Genomic DNA, 19,657 nt, shown 5'->3' with positions numbered 1-19,657 from the left:
AAATTTGGGTATTCTTCACAGTCTTTGGCGCCAGATAAAACTGCAACTTTTTGATCCACACTTCGGGCTGCTTGAGTGAGTTGGTAAAAAATTTTCCCTGTTGGCGCAAAGAGATCCAACGAAGAAGGCGGCTGACTAGCATATTGCCTATCCAACAATAACGTCATCGTTACTGTGGCTTTGCTTAAAAGAACTTGTAAAAGCTGGATTTCTTGAGCGTATAACTCCTCAAAGCCATAGGCGATAAACAAAGTTTCTGATAAATCAGGGGGAGTGATCAACTCTTGATCCAATTCCCCTTGTAAATAAGCTACCAAAACTGCCAATGGATCTTCTACTTGAAGTTCACGCTTATTTAACGCTTCTTGATACGCCGTTAAAATCTGCGCAACTTCTGCTAATTTGGCTTGTTGGTCTTGCCATTTGGCGGCTTCTGGTCCGGTGGCCTCTTCATTAATTGAAGTTTTTGTTAACAAATCAGCTGGAGTTAATTTGCCTACAGTCAACTCTTGATGAAATTCTAATAATTGGCGCACAAAACCAGCTTTTTTCACTTCACTTTTAAAAACGACTAATTCCTCCGACAATTCTCCCAACACTTGGCGCAAAATCATCATACTACCAGCTTCGGTGACGGTGTCTTCTGTCAATTGACCTGTTTGTTGTAGAAAATACCAAGCCAAACGATAAAAACTAAAAACTTGAATGTCAATGGTGCTAAAATTTTGGCTCTGTTGTCGCTGCTTCAGGCCTTGAAGCAGTTCTTGTTCTTGAACAAATTTATTATAATTAGGCACTAGAAAAAAGACTTTGCCTTGGGGATGAGCTTGTTTAAAAGCGATGGCTTCCTCCACGGCTGCTGACTGTAAGTCACAGTTTCCGTGTCCTAATAAAAATCGCAAACCCATGAGATGCCCTCCTTTTAGTTGATTGATTAAGTATAACAAAAATACGCCTTAAAGTCTGAAGACAGCAAAAACTCTAAAAAGACTCAAAAGTCTTTTTAGAGTTTTTTAGGTGAACTTCACGAGTCCCTTCCGCTTTTTCTAGTTTATTAAACCAATGTCTTCTAAGGGCCAAAAGATTAGTTTCACATCTCCTGACAACTGGTCTTTTTCAATAAACCCAATCGAACGAGAGTCTTTGGAAATCCGACGATTGTCCCCTAGCACGAGGACTTTTCCTGGAGGGATTTCACCAAAACTAAAACTTTCTTGCTGACCATTGCCCAATGTTAAGGGTAAACCGTCTGTTAATTCCTTTTTGTATTGATCTAAATAAGGTTCCTCTACAGCTTCTCCATCGATAAAAAGGGTGTCATTTCGGTATTCCACTACTTCTTTTGGCAAACCGATGACTCGCTTAATATAGTTTTTACCCGGTTCGTCAGGAGCAGGAAAAGTGACAATATCAAAGCGTTCCACGTCAAAATTCAACAATGCGATTACTCGCTCATCATTGTGGAGTGTGGGATCCATGGAATCCCCCTTTACAATCACTGGGGTAAAGACAAACTGGCGTAACAACCACAAGACGATTAAAAGTCCTCCAAAGTACAGAATTGTTTTCAACCATTCTTTTTTCATTCCATCCCCTCCAATTCTGAGCGACACGGCAAATTGCTTACTTTAAGTGTACCATAGTAGTCAGATATCGGTAAAATAGAATGAGTTATTTTCAGTTTTTTGACAAAATCGGCTAGGAATACCGCAAACTTTAAAATAGTCCAATGTATTTCAGCTATTAAGAAAGCAGTCCCCTTTCATTTAGCAACTGACTTATTTTCCAGACCAATTTATTTTTCTTCTTTCACAATCACTTCAATTGGCGTACCTTCTGTTAAGCGTTCTGCTAAAAAGACCACCACATCTTGGACTGGCGCATCAAAAACTAACAATGGCCCGCGCATACCACGGCGAAAGAAATTAAGCTTCGTTTGTTTTCCATTGGCTAATAACACCACCCGATTCACTTCACCATAAGGAATTCCTTTAATGTCCATAGCATTGCTGACAATTCGTTCATTTGCTAATCCTTTAGAATCCAAGAAAAAACTGAAAATCAACAAAGCCGCTAAAATTCCTTGAAAATGTTCCCAGAGGCTGGCCGCTTCATGAGTGGCTAAAAATAAAGCCCCCACAGCAAATAAAGGCACTGAAATGGTAATGGCCGATCGGCGCTTAGAGACAAAAACCAATTCTCTTTTTACTAAGATTAAATAAGCATACAAAACAATCACTAAAAGGAGTAACAATAGGCTAAAAACATTCATTTTGCTTCTCCTTCCTTAACCAGACTCTACTACTCAAAGATACTTTAAAATCCGCTATTTGACAACTCATCTAATTCTTTAACAAAATAGCAAGAATCTTTTTCAATCCAGTAAAAATCAGCTACAATAAGATTAGTTCATTTACAAGGAGGAAAATAATTATGGAATGGTTTCAAGAAAAAGGGAAATTCCTTTTAAATAGCGGGCTTTTACTTCTTTTAGGAATCTTGGTGCTGTGGCAACCAGGTTTGATCTTTAATGGGATTATCTATTTGATTGCGGCTTATTTTGCCGTAATGGGCATTTTAAACCTCTATACAGTACTACGAGAAAAGCCAAATGTTGCCAGTTCCTATGCCAGTGGAATTTTATTGTTGATAGTGGCTTTAGCAATCATCGTCTTAGCGAAACCGATTCTTTCGTTAATTCCCTTCTTTTTAGGCATTTTAGTTATTTTAGCAGGCATTCGTCAACTGCGACAAGAGCTAGCCCTGCAACAAGAAAACCAAGGTCGTCTCACGTGGCTGATCTTTAGCCTTGTTTTAATCATCGCCGGTGTGATTTTAGTCTTTAACCCCTTCAGAAGTATTTTATTGCTATTCCAATTCTTCGGGGGCATTTTGGTTATTTATGGACTAAGCCAGCTTTTGTTTAGTTTTAGAACTCGTTAAACTGTGTTCTTTAGGATTTTTAAAACAAGTCCTAATTTTGATTGTGCTTTTTACCAAGATTGGCTATAATCTGAGTAATATAAGAACTCAGGAGAAAGTCGGGATTCAGATGCCACAAAAGCAATCACAAGATATCCCCGTGATTTTGATTCGAGATGCCCAAGGAAATACCGTGGAAAAAATCTCGTTACGGGAATGGCGCAAACGTAAAGCGATTGAACAAAATGAAAATTTTGAAATCAAGTTATACCGCGAGGCTTTGACCTATTATGGCGAGCAAGACTTTGAAAAAGCGGAAGATCTCTTAGTCTATCTTTGTGAACTCCATAATTACGGTGAATACTGCTATGTGGAACGCTTAGCCAACCTCTACCGTGGCCAACAACGTCCGGACAAAGAGCGAGGGATACTGCTAATCGCCTACCGCAAGCTAAGGTGCGATCCTGCACTAGCAAGGCGAATTGATAAACGACTGACCGCTTTAGATGCTGCCTTTCTTCCCAAAAAATCCAGCTTAACACCAGGCTCTTGTGACTAAATCATGCCAAAAACGACCTTGCCAAAGTGGCAGGGTCGTTTTTGGTGTAAATCCAGTGAAGTTTTCAACTGGCTTACTTGTTCTTTTTTAGACATCTTTTTAATTTAGCGCACCATTAATGGGACTAAAAATGGATAACTGGTGAAGAAATCTAATAATGAGCGTCGGCGATTGTCGGAATCGACAAAAAGACTTGTTTCTCCTTGTTCTGTTTGACTAATGGTCATTTTTTGCTCTTGATCCAATAAGACCTGGTATTGCTGGTTGACCAATGTTTCAAAGTCGTATTCAGGATTTTCCATAGTTTTAATAAAGATATCATCTAAAACTGCTTCTTCTAATGGAAACTCTGAATCTAAGCGCACTTGTAGAGGCTGCGCATTGTCTAAAAGACTTGGACTAATGCTAAAACCTAATGTTCTAAAATGACTCAATAATTGATTTAAATCATAATTAATCAAAGAGAGCTGATTGGCAGAAAAAACATGTTCCACGTGCCATTGGCGGATTAATTCTAACACTTGATTGTCTTCTACCTCAACGACCAATTCTCCTGGTTTGACGGTCATCAAATTGATGAAATCAGTGGTAAAACGGCTGTCAATCGGAGTCATTTTAAAATTTAGCGCCAAATCTTGACGATCATTTAGTTGATATTGAATTAAGAAATGCTTGCTTTGCCAAACATCATAGCTGTTGGTTTGTTCTAATCCCACATTAGCTAACGGTTTTAATAGCTCATACGAGAAATATTCCAACAATGTCTTTTTAGCGATGGGAGAAATGGGTTCTTTAGGCAAGATTAACTCTTGATAATACTGCAACAACTGAGAAAAGTCTGCTTCCATCAGTGCTTTCCGTAATTTTAAATCCGCTAATTCCCGCTCTGCCGTAGTAATTAATTGCTGGATTTCTTGATGATCGACTTCTTTATTTTGATAATAACGTTCTTGGCTACTGTCTCGTGGGACTTCCCGATTAATTTTGTCTTCTGCTGCTGAAAGCTCTTCACTTTCCATCTCAGAATCTGTTTCAATTCCTTCTACTGTTTCTGATTCACCAGTCGTCTCTACCTCTTCTAAAATCGAGGAATCTTCAATTACTTCGGGTTTTTCTGTTTCTGTTGTAGGTACTTCAGCGGGAGCTTCTGGCAAGATGACTTCCTTAGTGTTAATTTTAGTTTCTTTTTCTTCTTGATTAGTCATCTGCTTTCACCTCCTGAATTTGACCTAAATACGCTGCCACAAATTGATTGATTTGGTTTGTCATTTCTTCCAGACTTCCAAAGTATTTCTCGATTAAGCGCCGTTCTTTTTCTACCAAAGCTCGAGCCAGGCGAACTTCCTTCATTCGGTTTTTAATCGTAGCGCTTTTCGCTGTAACAAATTGACGATCATCCACATATTGTTGCCATTCTTCCTGTTTTTCTTCCAACTCTGCCCGACGTTTCAAAATCGGCTCTAACTCTTCTTCCACTTTTCCACGATTAAAGAAACCCTTGGTGTTTTCAATGGCCGCTTCTTGGTTTTTTAGTTCTTTGAGCTCTTCATTGACTTTTTCTAGCTGAGATTTAGCGGAAATACTTTTTGCTTCCAACTCATTTAACTCAGATTCCAATGCATGGATTTCCTCGTTGCGCATCAAACCATCTGCTCGAGGCATAAAGCGTTGCCACTCACTGTCAATTTTGGGAATGATGAAAATCTCTGGAATACTAGCATCGATCCCAATCATCGGCCGTTCGCGGTAGTATTCACTAATGGTGTAGTAATTCATAGTTTCTGAGATTTTTTCTTTATGGACCATAAATGGAAAAGCGGCCATAAAGCTATCGTGAATTTTTTGTGTTAGCAAGCGATCGATTTCATGGTTTTGATTCGAGGTTTTTTTCAATTCTCCATGTAAGCGCCCATTGTAAATCCGGTAAATATCCGGAATTCGTTCTGCTTTAATGGCCACATCAAACTCCTGGAGATCCTGTAACATTTGACCAATATTTGCGGAAGCCACATGTTTGATTTCATCAAAGGTGGTGTTCTCTTGATTTGATTCAGTTTGGTGTTGGTCAATGGTTTCTTCTGTCAATGGTTCCCCCTCCTTTACTATCTCTTTTATTTTAGCATTAACTACTGATACAAAGCCACTAGAAGCCATTTTTATCAACAGAAAAAAACATGTGTAACGAAAATGAAATTTGTCAGAAAAAAGAAGCCAAGTTAAGACTTGACTTCCTTTTTAGCATTTTATTTTGCTAACCATTTGCCAACTTCTGCTAGTGCTTCTGGGATACCAGCTGGGTTTTTCCCACCGGCTTGGGCCATGTCTTTACGGCCGCCACCGCCTCCACCAACTTTTGGTGCAATGGCTTTGATTAAATCCCCTGCGGAAAGTCCTTGGGCCAGTGCTTTGTCACTCATAGCAGCAAGTAAATTCACCTTGCCATCGTTTGCTGTGGCTAAAACTAAGACATCGGATTGGTCTTTTTGTTTCCATTGATCGGCTAACTGACGCAATTGATTCATATCTTTAACTTGAATTTGAGCGGCAATATAGCGAATATCGCCAATCGTTTCTACGTTATTAAAGACATCGCCAGCTTGTTGGTTTGCTAATTTGCTAGCCAAAGCTTCGTTATCTTTTTGCAATTGACGTAGTTGTTGTTGCAACTGTTCGGTTTTTGATACTACTTCTTTCATCTGTGGCGATTTTACGATTTGAGCGACTTCTTTTAATTGCGTTTCTTTTTCAAAAAGTAGTTCGTAGGCTTCTTTGCTGGTAACTGCTTCAATTCGACGAACGCCCGCTCCAATTCCAGACTCAGAGACGATTTTAAAGATACCGATGTCTTCGGTATTCTTCACGTGAACGCCACCACACAATTCAATGGACCAGTCGCCTACATTCACTACCCGTACATCGTGACCATATTTTTCGCCAAAGAGTGCCATGGCACCCATTTGTTTGGCAGTATCAATATCGGTTTCAATGGTATTTACCGGAATGGCAGCCCAGATTTTTTCATTCACAATGGCTTCCATTTGAACTAATTCTTCTGGGGTTACTTGACCAAAATGGCTGAAGTCAAAACGCAAATGCCCAGGTGCTACTAGAGAACCGGCTTGGTTGGCGTGATTGCCTAATACTTCTTTTAACGCTTTATGCAACAAGTGGGTTGCCGTATGGTTTTTGATGATTTTATTGCGACGGGCACTATCGATTGCCAAGTGATAGCTTTCCCCTTCTTTAATGGCCCCTTTAACTTCTACTTGATGTAAGAATTGGCCATTTGGTGCTTTTTGCACATCGTACACTTCTGCCACCACAGCTCCTGAGCCGTCGATAATGTGACCAGTATCGGCCACTTGTCCGCCCATTTCTGCATAAAATGGTGTTTGGCTAAAGATTACTTGCCCTTGGCCTTCTGTCATTTGGCTAACTAGCTGATCTTTTTCAATAATTACTAAGCATTCGCTATCTATCTCTGTTTTTTCATAGCCCACAAAAGCACTCTCTACTTTTATATCCGTTAAAAGTGCGGATTGCACGCCCATGGAAGTTTCCGTGCTACGAGCAGCTCTAGCCCGGGTCCGTTGTGCTTCCATCTCTGCTTCAAAGCCAGCATGGTCCACTTTTAACCCTTCATCTTCGGCGACTTCTTCCGTTAATTCTACTGGGAATCCATAAGTATCGTATAGTTTGAAGATGTCACTACCAGACAATGTATCGCCATGGTCTTTTTTAACTTTTTCGATAACGGAAGTTAAAATTTCCAAACCTTCATTGATGGTTTCGTGGAAGCGTTCTTCTTCGTTTTTAATCACTTTTTCAATAAAATCTTGTTGGTTCAAGATTTCTGGGTAATAGCTATTCATAATCTTGCCCACTGTTGGCACCAATTTATACAAAAAGGCTTCGTTAATGCCGAGTTTTTTACCGTGCATCACTGCTCGGCGCAACAGTCGACGTAAAACATAACCCCGGCCTTCATTAGACGGCAACGCACCGTCTCCTATGGCAAAAGAAAGCGCCCGGATATGATCGGCAATTACTTTAAAGGAAATATCTGTTTGGGGACTATCGCTGTATTGGAAATGACCACTTAAGTCTTCTACTTGGCGAATAATCGGCATAAACAAGTCAGTTTCAAAGTTAGTTGGGGCATTTTGCACAATGGAAACCATCCGTTCCAAGCCCATGCCTGTATCAATATTTTTATGAGGCAGTGGTTCGTATGTGCCATCTGGTTTGTGATTGAATTCAGAAAAGACCAAGTTCCAGATTTCCAAATAGCGTTCGTTTTCCCCGCCAGGATAATTTTCTGGATCATCTTCAGCTAAATCGTTGAAAGCTTCTCCCCGGTCGTAGAAAATTTCGGTATCAGGACCACTAGGACCCGCACCGATATCCCAGAAATTGTCTTCAATTTCCACAATATGGTCTAACGGCAAGCCTACTTCTTCATGCCAAATTCGTTTTGCTTCCGTATCTTTAGGATAAACGGTAACATACAACAATTCTGGATCAAAAGCCATCCATTCGGCACCAGTTAAAAATTCCCAAGCCCAGTGAATCGCTTCTTTTTTAAAGTAATCCCCAATGGAGAAGTTGCCGAGCATTTCAAACATCGTATGGTGACGAGCGGTTTTGCCTACGTTTTCGATGTCGTTGGTCCGGATTGACTTTTGAGCATTGGTAATCCGAGGATTTTCAGGCACCACTGAGCCGTCAAAGTATTTTTTCAAAGTTGCCACACCAGAGTTGATCCACAATAAGGTGGGATCATTCACCGGTACTAAAGAAGCACTGGGTTCTACACTGTGACCTTTGGATTTAAAGAAGTCTAAAAAGAGTTGACGCACTTGAGCGCTAGAGAGTTGTTTCATGGATAAGCCTACTTTCATTAAATTTTTGGATAAAAAAAGACAGCTATGCAGACCAAGGACGTGTCCACGCGGTACCACCTTGGTTGCAATGCTGTCATGCATTACCTCTTAAGCTCGATAACGGTGAGGACCGTTGCGGTTTTAGTCGCAATCTCAAAAAGGGAGCAATCAAAAGGACTTCTTGCCCTCGTCTCAGCACTGAGAGCTTTCTGTAAAGAAGGGATTCTTTGATTATGGCCTTTTATCTTTGGTTAGTATAGAAGATATGACAAAAAATGTCAATGGAAAATCCTGGTTCCGAAACGCTACTACCGCTTCGGATCGATCACTACCCCTCGACGATAGCTGAAATTTTCTAGGGACAATTTTTCTTTTGCATCTAATTGGCGAGGCGCCCGATAATAAGTCGCCATAGGTAAAAAGTCCAATAGAGGAATCCCTGTTGGTTGCCAGCAGTCTAATTTCAAATGGTTCTCCCGGGTAATTTCGTAGCGTTGCAAACGATCGTCCACATAAATGCCAAACATATTATTGGCACAAAGATAGCCTTTTACTTGGCGTCCCCAATACGAATCATCGTTGTCTAAATCGTGGCCCCAGCGGAACAAACGCCGGGTGCCCCCGCCTACCACATATTCCCACTGGTCTTCTGTTAACAAACGAAAGCCTTCTTTTCGAATTCCTTTAATGATTTCTTCTTGGGTCTGAAAGCGTCTTTCAAAAACATGATAACTTTCCAAGTCTTCGGCGAGTTCTACATAATAATTTTCCCCGACTTCGGCTTGTTTAGGCAAAGTGAAGTTCAGGCTTTCTTCAAAAGAAGCCGGCGGAGCAAAAAGCTGCCGTACCTCTGCTTCTGCCGGGGCAAATTTACCCATATCCCCGGTAAATTCTCCCGTGACAGTATCTAAATCTCCAAGATAGCGGGTGCCTGCCGGTAGAGCATATTTTTCCACCAACATGGGACAAATGGCGACTTTACGCAATGGGGTGGTGTATAAATTAACGAATTGATCCCATTGTTCTTCGGTTTCTAAACCAAATTCTGTAATCAATTGTTGAGTCAATAAGGATTTTTCTTCAGGAAATGGTGGTGCCCAAGTAGTAGCATTTAAGCCTTCGACCCCTAAATCCCAACCTAAAATAGCTTCTTGATTGCCAGGGACAAAGACAAAGGGATCCCCGTCAATCTCCAGTTCTGCAGTGCGGCACTTTACGCCAGCTAATTCAAAATCCATTAACCGAATATCTGTCACCAGTTTCAGCGGACTAACAAAATACATCAAGACTTTCCCCACCACTTGCAACATTGCTTCATCCGTGAGTTTTTTCCAGTTGCTCCATTCCATCATTTCAAATAAATTCATCTGCCTGACTCCCTCATTACCAATATCTGTTATGATTAAGTATACCACGACTAAAGGAGAAAAGATGAAAAGACAAGTATTCGGCAAGGAAATTTCATTGCAGGCAGCCGCATTCACCTTACGTTACCAAGTTTTTGTCTTAGAACAAAACATTCCGGCCCACTTGGAATTTGATGAAATAGATGCCAAAAGCCCCCCTTACTTTGTGATTTTTGATGATTGCCTTCCCATTGCCACGATTCGCTACCAAGCAGATGAAAAACAGCCAGATTTGATTCGACCAGATCGTTTTTGTGTCGCCAAAGAGTACCGAAGAAAAGGAATCGGCCGCCAATTACTAACCGATTACGAACGTCAAGGAAAAAAAGACGGGTACAAAGGAAGTATTTTATCCGCAGAATGGAGTGCCAAAGCGTTTTATGAAAAGCTCGGTTACCAAGCGTTTGGCAAGAGTTTTTTAGAAGATGGGATTAAATGTGTGAACATGCAGAAAGATTTTTAAGTAAAAAGAAGGCCAAGACATAAAAGTCCTGACCTTCTTTTTTAGTTTCCATCATGGGAGCTTTTCTTATGTTTACGCGCGCTACGAGTTTGTTGGCGCCGTTCGATTTTGCGTTTTTGGCGATTGCTATCGTCCACAGCCCGCTGGATTTTTTTCTTGTAGCCTGGTTTGATTTTCTTTTTCTTCTTTTTCACCAAACCGATTAAAGTAGGATCCAATTCATCTTTGGATTTTTCCCGCTTTTTCCGTCGATTCCGGTCATAACTTTCTACGATTTCACCATTTTTAATCTCTTTTGGTTCAAAAGAAATGCCCAGTTTTTCCAAGGCGATAATGCTTGCTTCATCAGATGGATCGTATAACGTAATGGCCGTCCCAGGAAGTCCGTTACGTCCAGTCCGCCCCACGCGGTGAATAAAGAATTCCAAATCACTAGGTAACTCCGCATTGATTACATGAGAAACGCCTTCAATGTCGATCCCCCGGGCAGCCAAATCAGTAGCAACCACATATTGATAGTCCATATTTTGAACTTGGCGCATGATTCGTTTTCGTTCACGAGGGGTGATATCGCCGTGAATCTTGGCTACTTTCAAGCCTTGATTCTTCAAGTAAGCGGTAATTTCATCCACTCGTTGTTTCGTATTGGCAAAGACAATCGCCAAATACGGTTGCCCCATGGTTAAGAGTTGATAGATCTGTTGTTCCGATTTACGGCCTTTGGTGGAAATCAACCAGTTGTCAATGGTCTCTGAAATCACCGCTTTTGGCTTAATTTCCTCAATAATCGGATTCTCCATATATTTTTTCAAAAATGGCCGTAGCTTTTCAGGAATCGTAGCAGAAAAAACTAGAATTTGTAATTTTTCTGGTAAACGGCTGGCAATTTGATCCACTTCTGCCAAAAAGCCCATGTCCAATGTCATATCCGCTTCATCCACTACAAAGGCTTGAGCGGTATGGATTTGCAAGACTTGTTCATTTAATAAGTCTAAAATTCGCCCAGGCGTGCCTACCACAATGTGAGGTTGCTGATGTTTCAAGCGTTCAATTTGACGCTTTTTATCAGTGCCCCCCACAAAATTGGTCACGCGAATAATAGGCTCAGAATAGTCCGCAATTTGTTTAGCCGCTTGGTAAATCTGAGTGGCTAACTCCCGGCTGGGGGCAGTAATCACCACTTGCACTTCATTTTTTTCAGGATCGATGCGATCCATTAAAGGCAGTAAAAAGGTATGGGTTTTCCCGGTCCCAGTTTGGGATTGGCCCACAACACTTTTATTTTTTTGAATCAAAGGAATCAGTCTCTGTTGAACTTCTGTAGGTTGATTAAAACCGATTTCCTTTAGAGCTTTTTGGATAAATGGTTTGAATTCAAATGTTTCAAAGGTCATTTGCTCCACCTTCTTTCTTTTGGCAATCCTTGGCATTATAGCATATTTGCAGGAAACTGGCGAATTTTCTTTTATTCTCAGCCAATTTGGCAGGATATTTTCTTATTTTGGAAAAATGAAGTATCATGACAATAGGGGGTGTGTTGGTTATGTTAAATCCATATTTTGCTTACGGGGTGCCTGGGGCCTTATTGCTTCTTTATGCAGGCTTTGCCATTTTTCGCAAGCGCAGTGAAATCCATTATATCGGTTTTGTCTTATTTATTATTTCCGGTTTTATGACCGCTTTTTGCTTTCAAGTATTGCAATACGCCTTTCATGAGGCTGCTGATAAAAGCTGGACTAGTGTGACCACAACGCTAGGTTTTCCCACGTGGACGTTATACATTGGCTTGGTCATTGGCATTTTATTAGTCGGTTTAAATCTAATTCGGGCCTGGCGCCGAATTCAAGATATCCGCCATCCGTCATAATTCTAAAAATGATTAAAACCCACTTTTCAAAACTAGTTTTATATCGTGAGAAAGGCGGCACAAACTGGTTTAGCTCTCCAGATTTAAAGCAGAACCGACACAGGATGCACTTTATCAGGTGTCGGTTTTAACTTGATTTTGAAAATCTCTAATTTGTGAAGCCAAAGCGAATTGGAATTGGTAGTACAGAATTCTTACTTGTAACATTAGCATTATCTCTCAGCCGACAAAAAAGGGGACCGTGACATAAGTATTCCCTAAATGATAAACAACGAACATTTAATTTTTTTGATAAAAAAGATTCGGATGATAAAAAATCGTGACAATTTTTGTGTCTTAGTCCGAAGAGAGAACATTACCATACGTGAAAAGAGAAAAAGCGAATTACGCTGACTTAGCTTGAGAAACACAGGTTAGGCAGCGTTTGAGATTTTTAGCAATGAAAAGAAGGCTATCTTCCAATGATTTTTAATGGAAGATAGCCTTCTTTTGCTTGCGTCTCACGTTTGGTATTGTTCGGTTCGTAGGACGGTGACCCAACTATTGTCACAGCCTGTCTTTTTTAATCAAAAAATTCAAAATACTGGATATCAATGCCATTGTGTTTTGACATCTTTGATAGAATATCCAATTCCAAGCGCAAGTAGGATTTATCAATTAAAAGATATTTATTTTCCTCCAAAGCTTCTTCAATACAAGCTAAAACCGCATCCTCATCACCGGCTGCACAGCCTTTGGTCTTTGCGGTTTTTAAGAAAATTCGATGGTCCCGCAATAGAAAATATTCATGATCGTATTTGTACACTGCCACTCGGTATTCTTTATTTACAAAGTGTCCTTGAATGATAAAAAAACATTCGGAAACATTGGCCAAGACCGCGGCCATCTGTTCGGCCTTAAATGTTTTTTGATAATACATGTTCTTCAACTCCCTACCCCGATTATAGAAGATGAAGTCGAAAAATAGAAATAATATCCCCTGGCCCTAAGAAAACTTCAAATTTCCCACTCTTGATAAAATTCTTTTAAAAAGTCTTCCATGAAAGCTTTTCGGCGCTGGCCTTCTTCTTTGCCATAGGCTGTGTTCATCATATCCACCAATAAAAACAGTTTTTCATAGACGTGGTTAATCACTGTTGTCCCTTGGCGATATTCGGCTTTTGAAGTAAAAGTTTTCGGCTTAATAGCCGGATCATACAAAGGATGTCCACTGTAGCCTCCAAAATAAGCAGTACGCATTAATCCCATGGCCCCTAAGGCTTCTAATCGATCCGCATCTTGAACAATTTGACCTGATAGCGGCAGTTCCAAGCTATTGCCAAAGTACTGTTTTGAAAATGAAAGATTGTCAATAATGAACAAAATTTCCAAGACTTGATCACTGCTTAATCCTTGCGTCTCCAAAAATTCCCGTAAATCTTCCGTGGCCCCCTCTACATCGGCGACCACTTTGTCATCAATGGTGTCATGGAGGTAACACGCTGCTAAGACCACCGTAGCATCCACGGCTTCTTTTGTGTTTAAAAGAATTTTTTGCGCCAAATGAGCTACACGTTGGGCGTGATCAAAACCGTGGCCGCTACCATCATGAGCTAAGTGTTTTTTGGCATAGTCAATAATTTCGACTATTCTCGTGGTGACAGTTTGCAATTGCTCCTCATTCATGGCTGGTCTCCCGAGCTTTCCGCGGTGGTCTAGTGCCCCAGTACTGGAAGAAGTCGGTACGCAAGGCTCCGTTATAAAGCTTGCGTTTTTTAGTAGCTTTCGCCCCGTAAAATTCTTCAAACTGCAAATCGCTAGTTAAGATGTACTTGCTCCAAGTAGTCAGTGGTTTAAAGACTTGCCCCATTTGACGATAGAGAACGCGGACACTTTCAGCTTCTCCTAGACGTTCGCCATAAGGTGGGTTCGCCACAATCACTCCATATTCTTTCTCAGTTTTAAAATCTTTTACTGCTTGTTGTTTAAAGACGATGGAATCACCTAAACCAATTTCTTCGGCATTTTTTTGGGCTACGTCAATCATCGGCCCACTAATGTCAAAACCCGAAATATCTAATACTTTATCATAATCGGCTACTTCTTCTGCTTCTTGGCGAACTTGTTCCATGACCTCATCAGAAAACCAGTCCCAGTCTTCACAGGCAAAACTGCGATTAAAACCTGGCGCGATATTGTGGCCAATTAAAGCCGCTTCAATACACAATGTACCTGAACCACAAACCGGATCCACAAAGGGACGATCTGGGTGCCAATTGGTCAACATAACTAAGGCTGCGGCCATATTTTCTTTTAAAGGCGCGCCTCCTTTTTCCAAGCGATAGCCCCGTTTAAACAAACTAGGCCCGGTGGTATCCAAGGTAATCATAACGTGATCTTTTAAAAGGGCTACTTCTAACTGAAATAACGCCCCTGTTTCCGCTAATGGCACACTGGCAGGACGGTGATAATAAGTCCGCAGCCGGTCTACAATCGCTTTTTTAGTAATCGCTTGGCAATCCGGTACACTGTAAAGCTTAGATTTAATCGAACGGCCCGCTACGGGAAATGCCGCATCTAATGGTAAAAAGTCTTCCCAAGGCAATCCTTTGACTTGTTCAAATAATTCATCAAAGGTTAACGCATCAAATTCTCCTACGACGATTTTAATTCGGTCGGCAGTGCGCAACCATAAATTGGCTTTGGCAATTTCTGCCATGGTGCCTTTAAAGCGTGCCCGACCGTTTTCTACTTGACAGGCAATCCCTAAGTCTCGTAATTCTTTGCCTACTAGGGCTTCTAAGCCTGCTGCGGCAGTGGCAATGACTGAAAATTGTTGATTTTTATCCATCTTGTTCCCTTCTTTTTTGCAAATTTGTTTAAAAGAACTGCTTGGTTACAAAGCAAGCAATCCTTGAATGGTCTCGTGAAAACAGGCTCATAATCGTTTCGTTTACACAAAACAATTATGAGCCTGTCATTCCTCCTGAAAGACTGTGATTTTCTATAAGCCATGTTCTGTCCAAGAATCTTTCAGGTCAAAGATTCCTTGGGCAATCATCTATCTGCAATTGCTTGCCTTCTTGTATTCGTTTGATTCCGTCAAAGAAGCGCCCCTACCATTGTTTGGGTTGCTCGCTCGAGGGGTTTACCGCGTTCCACCGTCATTGTTTCCAAGGACGCTTCGTCACTGTGGCACTTTCAAGGATACTAGCCCATGACCGAAGTTTTAGGGTGTTTTTCCTGCCGTTACCGATCACTCGGTACCCTGGCTTATGGTTTCGCCAGGCACGAACACTACCGGCATCACAGCCGGTGCGAGCATGGACTTTCCTCAGACCGGTTAGCCGGCCCGCGATTGCCCGAAAATCACAGTGTCTTACCTTTTAAAATTGACGCGTTTTTTCTAAGTCTTCTGGTGTTTCAACTGGTACTTCTGGTTTTTCTTCAACCTTTACTTCTGCTACTTCTTTATCTTTGGCAACATAATTGGCGCTATTAATGGCAGAACCAGCAGCTACATTCGGTGCTGTTGTAGTATCTTGATCGAGTTTCTTATCGAAAACTTCTTTTTCCAAATTGGACAAACGTTTCAAAATATCAAAGTTTGTTACCACTTGGCTCTTGGGTGCTTCTTGTGTGGAGCGAGTAGGTGTTGCGCTTTGATTTTTGGACAATTCCGCCACTTTGGCTTTCAAACGGTCGTTATCTTCTTGCAAACCTAGGATTTCTTTATTATAGCTTTCGTAATCTTTGATGACATTATCCAAAAATTCATCTACCTCAACCGGATCATAGCCCCGCATTTTGGTTTTGAATTCTTGTTGGAGAATATCTTTTGGACTGTAATTTAAATTTGCCATGTTTACACCTCATTAGCTTTTTCAAAAGAGTAATCTTTCCTATCTATTCTATCCAAAAATCTCAGGGAAATCAAATACTATCCTTCTAATATCGAATTTTGTAGATCATCCATCGTAATTTTATCAATTTGATAAGCATTTTCTGTGGAAAATTTTTGAGCATCTTTTAAGAAGTACTGACTTTTTCCAGGAAACTCTTCATCGTAAACCAATAAAACACCCCCGGTATGGGCCAATAAAAAATTCGTATGGTTTCGTAACTGTTGAGGATTTTCATATGATTGATGACTGGTTGCTTCCACAAAGTCTACTTGGTTTTTTACCCCTTGTAACAAAGCTTGATTGTTTTCCTTCCACTGGCTGCCAAATTCTAAAAACGGAAAGATCACAGCCACTTTTAAATCTGGGTATTCCCCTTTAAGCTCCAAGGCTACTTGGGCCGCCCAAATTTCTACCCCTAGATTTCCCCCAACTAAAATCCACTCCAAACCTGCTTCTAAATAGTCGATTAAACGCTTCTTTAGGACATTCTTAATAACTGCAACTTTCGGGTCATCCTCTTTAAAAACACCCATTTCGTAACTTCTGTAGCCGGTAACAAACAGGGTTTTGATTCCATCATTCACGGTTTTTTTCCTTTCCCTAGCAGATTTTGGTATAATAGCCCGGTAGGAGTGTGATTTCATGGTTTTCAACTATCCCGACGGACGCCTTTATGTCGATGATATAACGAAAAAGTCCCTAAAACAAGCACCGGCTATCAAAGGCAGGAAGTCTGTTTCCAATCTAAAAGCAGCGGATAAAAATGCCAGCTTCGCCAATCGCGGTATGCGTTTTGAAGAAGCCATTAATGACAGCAATGCCTATTATTTAAGCCGCAATATTGCAGTGATTCATAAAAAGCCTACCCCGATTCAAATCGTCCAAGTGGATTATCCTAAAAGAAGTGCCGCAGTAATTAAAGAAGCTTATTTTAAAGAGGCTTCCACTACTGACTACAACGGGGTTTATAAAGGGTACTATGTGGATTTTGAGGCTAAAGAAACCAAAAACAAGACCTCATTTCCGTTGAAAAACTTTCACCAACACCAGATTACCCATATGGATGCTTGTCGTAACCAAGGTGGCGTGGCCTTTGTTCTCTTGTGGTTTTCTCAGTTGCAGCGCTGTTTTTTTATGGATAGTGCAGTGTTAAGCCGCCACTGGCAAGAGCAAAAAATCACCAACAAAAAATCAATCCCATTGACTACTATTGAAGCCGAAAGTATTGAGATTTCTTTGGGCATCGCGCCAAGAATCCCTTATTTGACCGCCTTAGATACTTACTTTGCCAAAAAGGAGCAGGATTATGACAACGAATACCCCTTCAAGAGCTAACCGAAATAAAAAAAACAATAAACAAGCACCGAAAAAACCTAAGACAAAGAAAAAGCGTTCAGCGGGTACCATCATTTTTCGCATTTTCGCCAGTCTTTTTATCTTGGGCATGTTGCTGTTTTTAGGTGGCGTCGGCCTTTTCTGGTACTATGCCAAAGATGCACCGAAAATTGATGAAACCAGTTTAGAATCTGCCATTTCTTCTACCCTATTGGCTTCAAACGGCGAAAGCTATGCGGAATTAGGTACTGAGCGCAGAGAAACCATTACGCCTCAAGAAGTGCCGCAACTTTTGGAAGACGCCATTGTTTCGGTGGAAGACAAACGTTTTTACAAGCATATCGGGGTCGATCCGATTCGGATTATCGGCTCAGCAGTCTCGAATTTAAAAAGTGATACCACTCAAGGAGGCTCCACCTTAACTCAACAGTTAATCAAGCTTTCCTTCTTCTCCACCAAAGCCAGTGACCAAACCTTAAAGCGAAAAGCCCAAGAAGCGTGGATGGCCATTCAACTAGAAAAACAAAAATCGAAACAAGAAATTTTGACTTATTATATTAACAAAGTCTACATGTCTAACGGGATTTCAGGTATGGAAACAGCCTCCCAAGCTTATTTTGGCAAAAGTCTCAGTGAACTAAACTTGGCTCAAACCGCTTTAATCGCCGGAATGCCCCAAGCACCAGAAACCTATGATCCTTATAAAAATCCTGATTTAGCCAAAGAACGGCGAGACATCGTTTTATATACCATGAAAGAAAATAAAAAAATCACCGATGCGGAATACAAAGCAGCCATAGACACTCCGATTACCGATGGCTTAATCGAGTTTACCAACTCTGTCCAAAACTGGGTCAAATACGACGGCTACGTCAATGAAGTAATCCAGCAAGTCAAAGAATTAACCGGAAAAAATGTTTACACTGATGGTTTGGAAGTCTACACCAACTTGGATTTAGATGCCCAAAACCGTTTGTACGATATCGTCAATACAGCTAATTATGTCGCCTACCCTGATAGTGAGATGCAGGTTGCTGCAACATTAATGGATGCGAAAACCGGAAAAGTGACCGCTCAAATCGGCGGGCGTAATATTGATGCTTCTGTAGTGTTAGGCAATAATTTAGCAGTCAACACTTCTCGGGATTTTGGTTCTACCATGAAGCCGATTACCGATTATGGGCCGGCTTTTGAATACTTAAAAGACTCCACCGGTGCTCGGATTGAGGATGAACCTTATACCTATCCCGGTACAAACATCCAAGTGAACAACTGGGACATGAAATACATGGGCAATATCTCATTACGTACAGCTTTAAGCCAATCGCGAAATGTGCCGGCAGTCAAACTCTTAGATAAAGTCGGCGTGGAGAAATCCCAAGCCTTCTTAAAATCATTAGGCATTGAATACGCCAATATGGAAATCAGCAATGCAATTTCCAGCAATACGACTCAAGAAGGTACGAAATACGGTGCTTCTTCTGAAAAAATGGCAGCAGCTTACAGTGCTTTTGCCAATGGCGGCACGTATTACAAACCGATGTACATCTCAAAAATCGTCTACCAAGATGGTTCCTATGATGAATTTAATCCTGACGGCACCAAAGCCATGGAAGCCGGGACTGCTTATATGGTGACAGATGTGCTAAAAGATGTAATCACTCAAGGTACTGGAACCAATGCCCAAATTTCTGGCTTAATTCAAGCTGGGAAAACCGGGACTTCCAATTATTCTGATGCGGATATGGCCACACTAGGCAATTTGGATAATATTTCCCCAGATGTAACCTTTGCCGGCTATACCCCCGATTACTCATTAGCTGTCTGGACTGGCTATAATGACCATATGACGCCGGTCACTGAACTTTCCAATATGGTAGCCTCAGACGTCTATCGGGAATTGATGCAATACGTGACTCGCAATAGCACGGTTACCGATTGGGAAATGCCAAATGACTTGATTAAAGTAGGCAATGAGCTTTACTGGAAAGATACCTATGTGGCGCCAACAGTAGAATCTTCGGTGGTGCCAAGTTCGAGTAGCGTTCCAGTTCCTTCCAGTTCTAGTACGGTAGAAAGCGTCACAAGTGAGACTTCTACTACCCAGTCGATTCCAGAAAGCACGGCAACACCGGAAAGTAGTACCACACCAAGCAGTACTACGCCAAGTGAGTCTACTCCGGAAAGTAGTACCACGCCAAGTAGTGACCCACCTACTTCTTCTAGCACACCGCCAGACCAAGGCAACAATCAAGGAAATGGCAATAACGCAGAAGGCACAGAGCAAGACCAAACGTAACAAAACAACCCCCAGTAAGCAGTCAAAAGCAGCTGTTTA

General features: G+C 41.2%; 18 protein-coding genes, 1 other RNA gene and 1 pseudogene. 6 read left to right on the top strand and 14 right to left on the bottom strand.

Annotation, left to right across the window (positions count from 1 at the left end):
• From AB5754_RS06500 to AB5754_RS06490, 3 genes and pseudogenes are all read right to left on the bottom strand, one after another.
• A pseudogene (locus AB5754_RS06500) lies at positions 1 to 908 on the bottom strand (double-strand break repair protein AddB); the annotation flags it as partial.
• 138 nt (positions 909 to 1,046) lie between these two features.
• Positions 1,047 to 1,586 carry a signal peptidase I gene (gene lepB, locus AB5754_RS06495; protein ID WP_368252501.1) on the bottom strand — a complete coding sequence of 180 codons (540 nt, stop codon included), beginning with the start codon at positions 1,584 to 1,586 and terminating at the stop codon, positions 1,047 to 1,049.
• A gap of 209 nt (positions 1,587 to 1,795) precedes the next feature.
• Positions 1,796 to 2,272, bottom strand: a complete 477-nt coding sequence (locus AB5754_RS06490) for a hypothetical protein (RefSeq protein WP_368259516.1) — start codon at positions 2,270 to 2,272, stop codon at positions 1,796 to 1,798.
• Between the two features lie 161 nt (positions 2,273 to 2,433).
• Between AB5754_RS06490 and AB5754_RS06485 the strand changes: the two genes are divergently transcribed.
• Together AB5754_RS06485 and AB5754_RS06480 are read left to right on the top strand one after the other, a co-directional pair.
• Complete coding sequence (locus AB5754_RS06485) at positions 2,434 to 2,943, top strand: DUF308 domain-containing protein (RefSeq protein ID WP_311834493.1); 510 nt, start codon at positions 2,434 to 2,436, stop codon at positions 2,941 to 2,943.
• A gap of 109 nt (positions 2,944 to 3,052) precedes the next feature.
• Positions 3,053 to 3,481 (top strand): hypothetical protein, encoded by a 429-nt coding sequence (locus AB5754_RS06480; protein ID WP_368252389.1) that lies wholly within the window; start codon positions 3,053 to 3,055, stop codon positions 3,479 to 3,481.
• A 104-nt stretch (positions 3,482 to 3,585) separates the two neighbouring features.
• Here AB5754_RS06480 and AB5754_RS06475 read toward each other — a convergent pair whose 3' ends face one another.
• The 4 genes from AB5754_RS06475 to AB5754_RS06460 all read right to left on the bottom strand — a co-directional run bounded on the left by AB5754_RS06475 (position 3,586) and on the right by AB5754_RS06460 (position 9,731).
• A complete protein-coding gene (locus tag AB5754_RS06475; RefSeq protein WP_311834491.1) occupies positions 3,586 to 4,686 on the bottom strand; it encodes a hypothetical protein in 1,101 nt (366 codons plus the stop codon).
• Entirely contained in the window at positions 4,679 to 5,566 is an 888-nt protein-coding gene (locus AB5754_RS06470; RefSeq protein WP_368259515.1) for a viral A-type inclusion protein, read from the bottom strand. Before AB5754_RS06470 ends, AB5754_RS06475 begins: the two co-directional genes overlap by 8 nt.
• 158 nt (positions 5,567 to 5,724) lie before the next feature.
• Complete coding sequence (gene alaS, locus AB5754_RS06465) at positions 5,725 to 8,364, bottom strand: alanine--tRNA ligase (protein ID WP_368259514.1); 2,640 nt, start codon at positions 8,362 to 8,364, stop codon at positions 5,725 to 5,727.
• A 308-nt stretch (positions 8,365 to 8,672) separates the two neighbouring features.
• Complete coding sequence (locus AB5754_RS06460) at positions 8,673 to 9,731, bottom strand: hypothetical protein (RefSeq protein ID WP_368252386.1); 1,059 nt, start codon at positions 9,729 to 9,731, stop codon at positions 8,673 to 8,675.
• Between the two features lie 64 nt (positions 9,732 to 9,795).
• Here AB5754_RS06460 and AB5754_RS06455 point away from each other — a divergent pair, with 64 nt between their 5' ends.
• Positions 9,796 to 10,233 (top strand): GNAT family N-acetyltransferase, encoded by a 438-nt coding sequence (locus tag AB5754_RS06455; protein WP_311834487.1) that lies wholly within the window; start codon positions 9,796 to 9,798, stop codon positions 10,231 to 10,233.
• A 41-nt stretch (positions 10,234 to 10,274) separates the two neighbouring features.
• On the opposite strand, the gene AB5754_RS06450 is transcribed toward AB5754_RS06455, so the two are convergent.
• Positions 10,275 to 11,627, bottom strand: coding sequence for a DEAD/DEAH box helicase (locus tag AB5754_RS06450; RefSeq protein WP_368259513.1), 1,353 nt, complete (start codon positions 11,625 to 11,627; stop codon positions 10,275 to 10,277).
• 149 nt (positions 11,628 to 11,776) lie between these two features.
• Here AB5754_RS06450 and AB5754_RS06445 point away from each other — a divergent pair, with 149 nt between their 5' ends.
• Positions 11,777 to 12,100, top strand: a complete 324-nt coding sequence (locus tag AB5754_RS06445; protein WP_368252383.1) for a hypothetical protein — start codon at positions 11,777 to 11,779, stop codon at positions 12,098 to 12,100.
• A 562-nt stretch (positions 12,101 to 12,662) separates the two neighbouring features.
• Here AB5754_RS06445 and AB5754_RS06440 read toward each other — a convergent pair.
• The 6 genes from AB5754_RS06440 to AB5754_RS06415 form a co-directional block, all read right to left on the bottom strand.
• Positions 12,663 to 13,019: a hypothetical protein gene (locus tag AB5754_RS06440; RefSeq protein WP_311834484.1), complete on the bottom strand. Its 357-nt coding sequence runs from the start codon at positions 13,017 to 13,019 to the stop codon at positions 12,663 to 12,665.
• Between the two features lie 77 nt (positions 13,020 to 13,096).
• Positions 13,097 to 13,765, bottom strand: a complete 669-nt coding sequence (locus tag AB5754_RS06435; RefSeq protein ID WP_368252281.1) for an HD domain-containing protein — start codon at positions 13,763 to 13,765, stop codon at positions 13,097 to 13,099.
• The gene (locus AB5754_RS06430) at positions 13,758 to 14,930 is read right to left on the bottom strand and encodes a class I SAM-dependent RNA methyltransferase (RefSeq protein WP_311834482.1); all 1,173 of its coding nucleotides are present in this window, start codon (positions 14,928 to 14,930) and stop codon (positions 13,758 to 13,760) included. The genes AB5754_RS06435 and AB5754_RS06430 overlap by 8 nt, the downstream gene beginning before the upstream one ends.
• Positions 14,931 to 15,081: 151 nt before the next feature.
• An RNA gene (gene rnpB / locus AB5754_RS06425) (RNase P RNA component class B) lies at positions 15,082 to 15,449 on the bottom strand.
• Positions 15,450 to 15,465: 16 nt separating this feature from the next.
• The gene (gene gpsB, locus AB5754_RS06420; protein WP_311834481.1) at positions 15,466 to 15,942 is read right to left on the bottom strand and encodes a cell division regulator GpsB; all 477 of its coding nucleotides are present in this window, start codon (positions 15,940 to 15,942) and stop codon (positions 15,466 to 15,468) included.
• 77 nt (positions 15,943 to 16,019) lie between these two features.
• Entirely contained in the window at positions 16,020 to 16,568 is a 549-nt protein-coding gene (locus AB5754_RS06415; RefSeq protein ID WP_311834480.1) for a DUF1273 domain-containing protein, read from the bottom strand.
• A 58-nt stretch (positions 16,569 to 16,626) separates the two neighbouring features.
• Here AB5754_RS06415 and recU point away from each other — a divergent pair, with 58 nt between their 5' ends.
• Together recU and AB5754_RS06405 are read left to right on the top strand one after the other, a co-directional pair.
• The gene (recU, locus tag AB5754_RS06410) at positions 16,627 to 17,319 is read left to right on the top strand and encodes a Holliday junction resolvase RecU (RefSeq protein WP_368252280.1); all 693 of its coding nucleotides are present in this window, start codon (positions 16,627 to 16,629) and stop codon (positions 17,317 to 17,319) included.
• Entirely contained in the window at positions 17,291 to 19,618 is a 2,328-nt protein-coding gene (locus tag AB5754_RS06405) for a transglycosylase domain-containing protein (protein WP_368252279.1), read from the top strand. Before recU ends, AB5754_RS06405 begins: the two co-directional genes overlap by 29 nt.
• Positions 19,619 to 19,657 lie beyond the last annotated feature (39 nt).

Source organism: Enterococcus sp. 2201sp1_2201st1_C11_2201SCRN_220225, from assembly GCF_040925905.1.
Lineage (GTDB): Bacteria > Bacillota > Bacilli > Lactobacillales > Enterococcaceae > Enterococcus_C > Enterococcus_C asini_A.
Note: the sequence above shows the minus strand (reverse complement) of the source record. Positions and strands in the feature narration are given on the sequence as shown.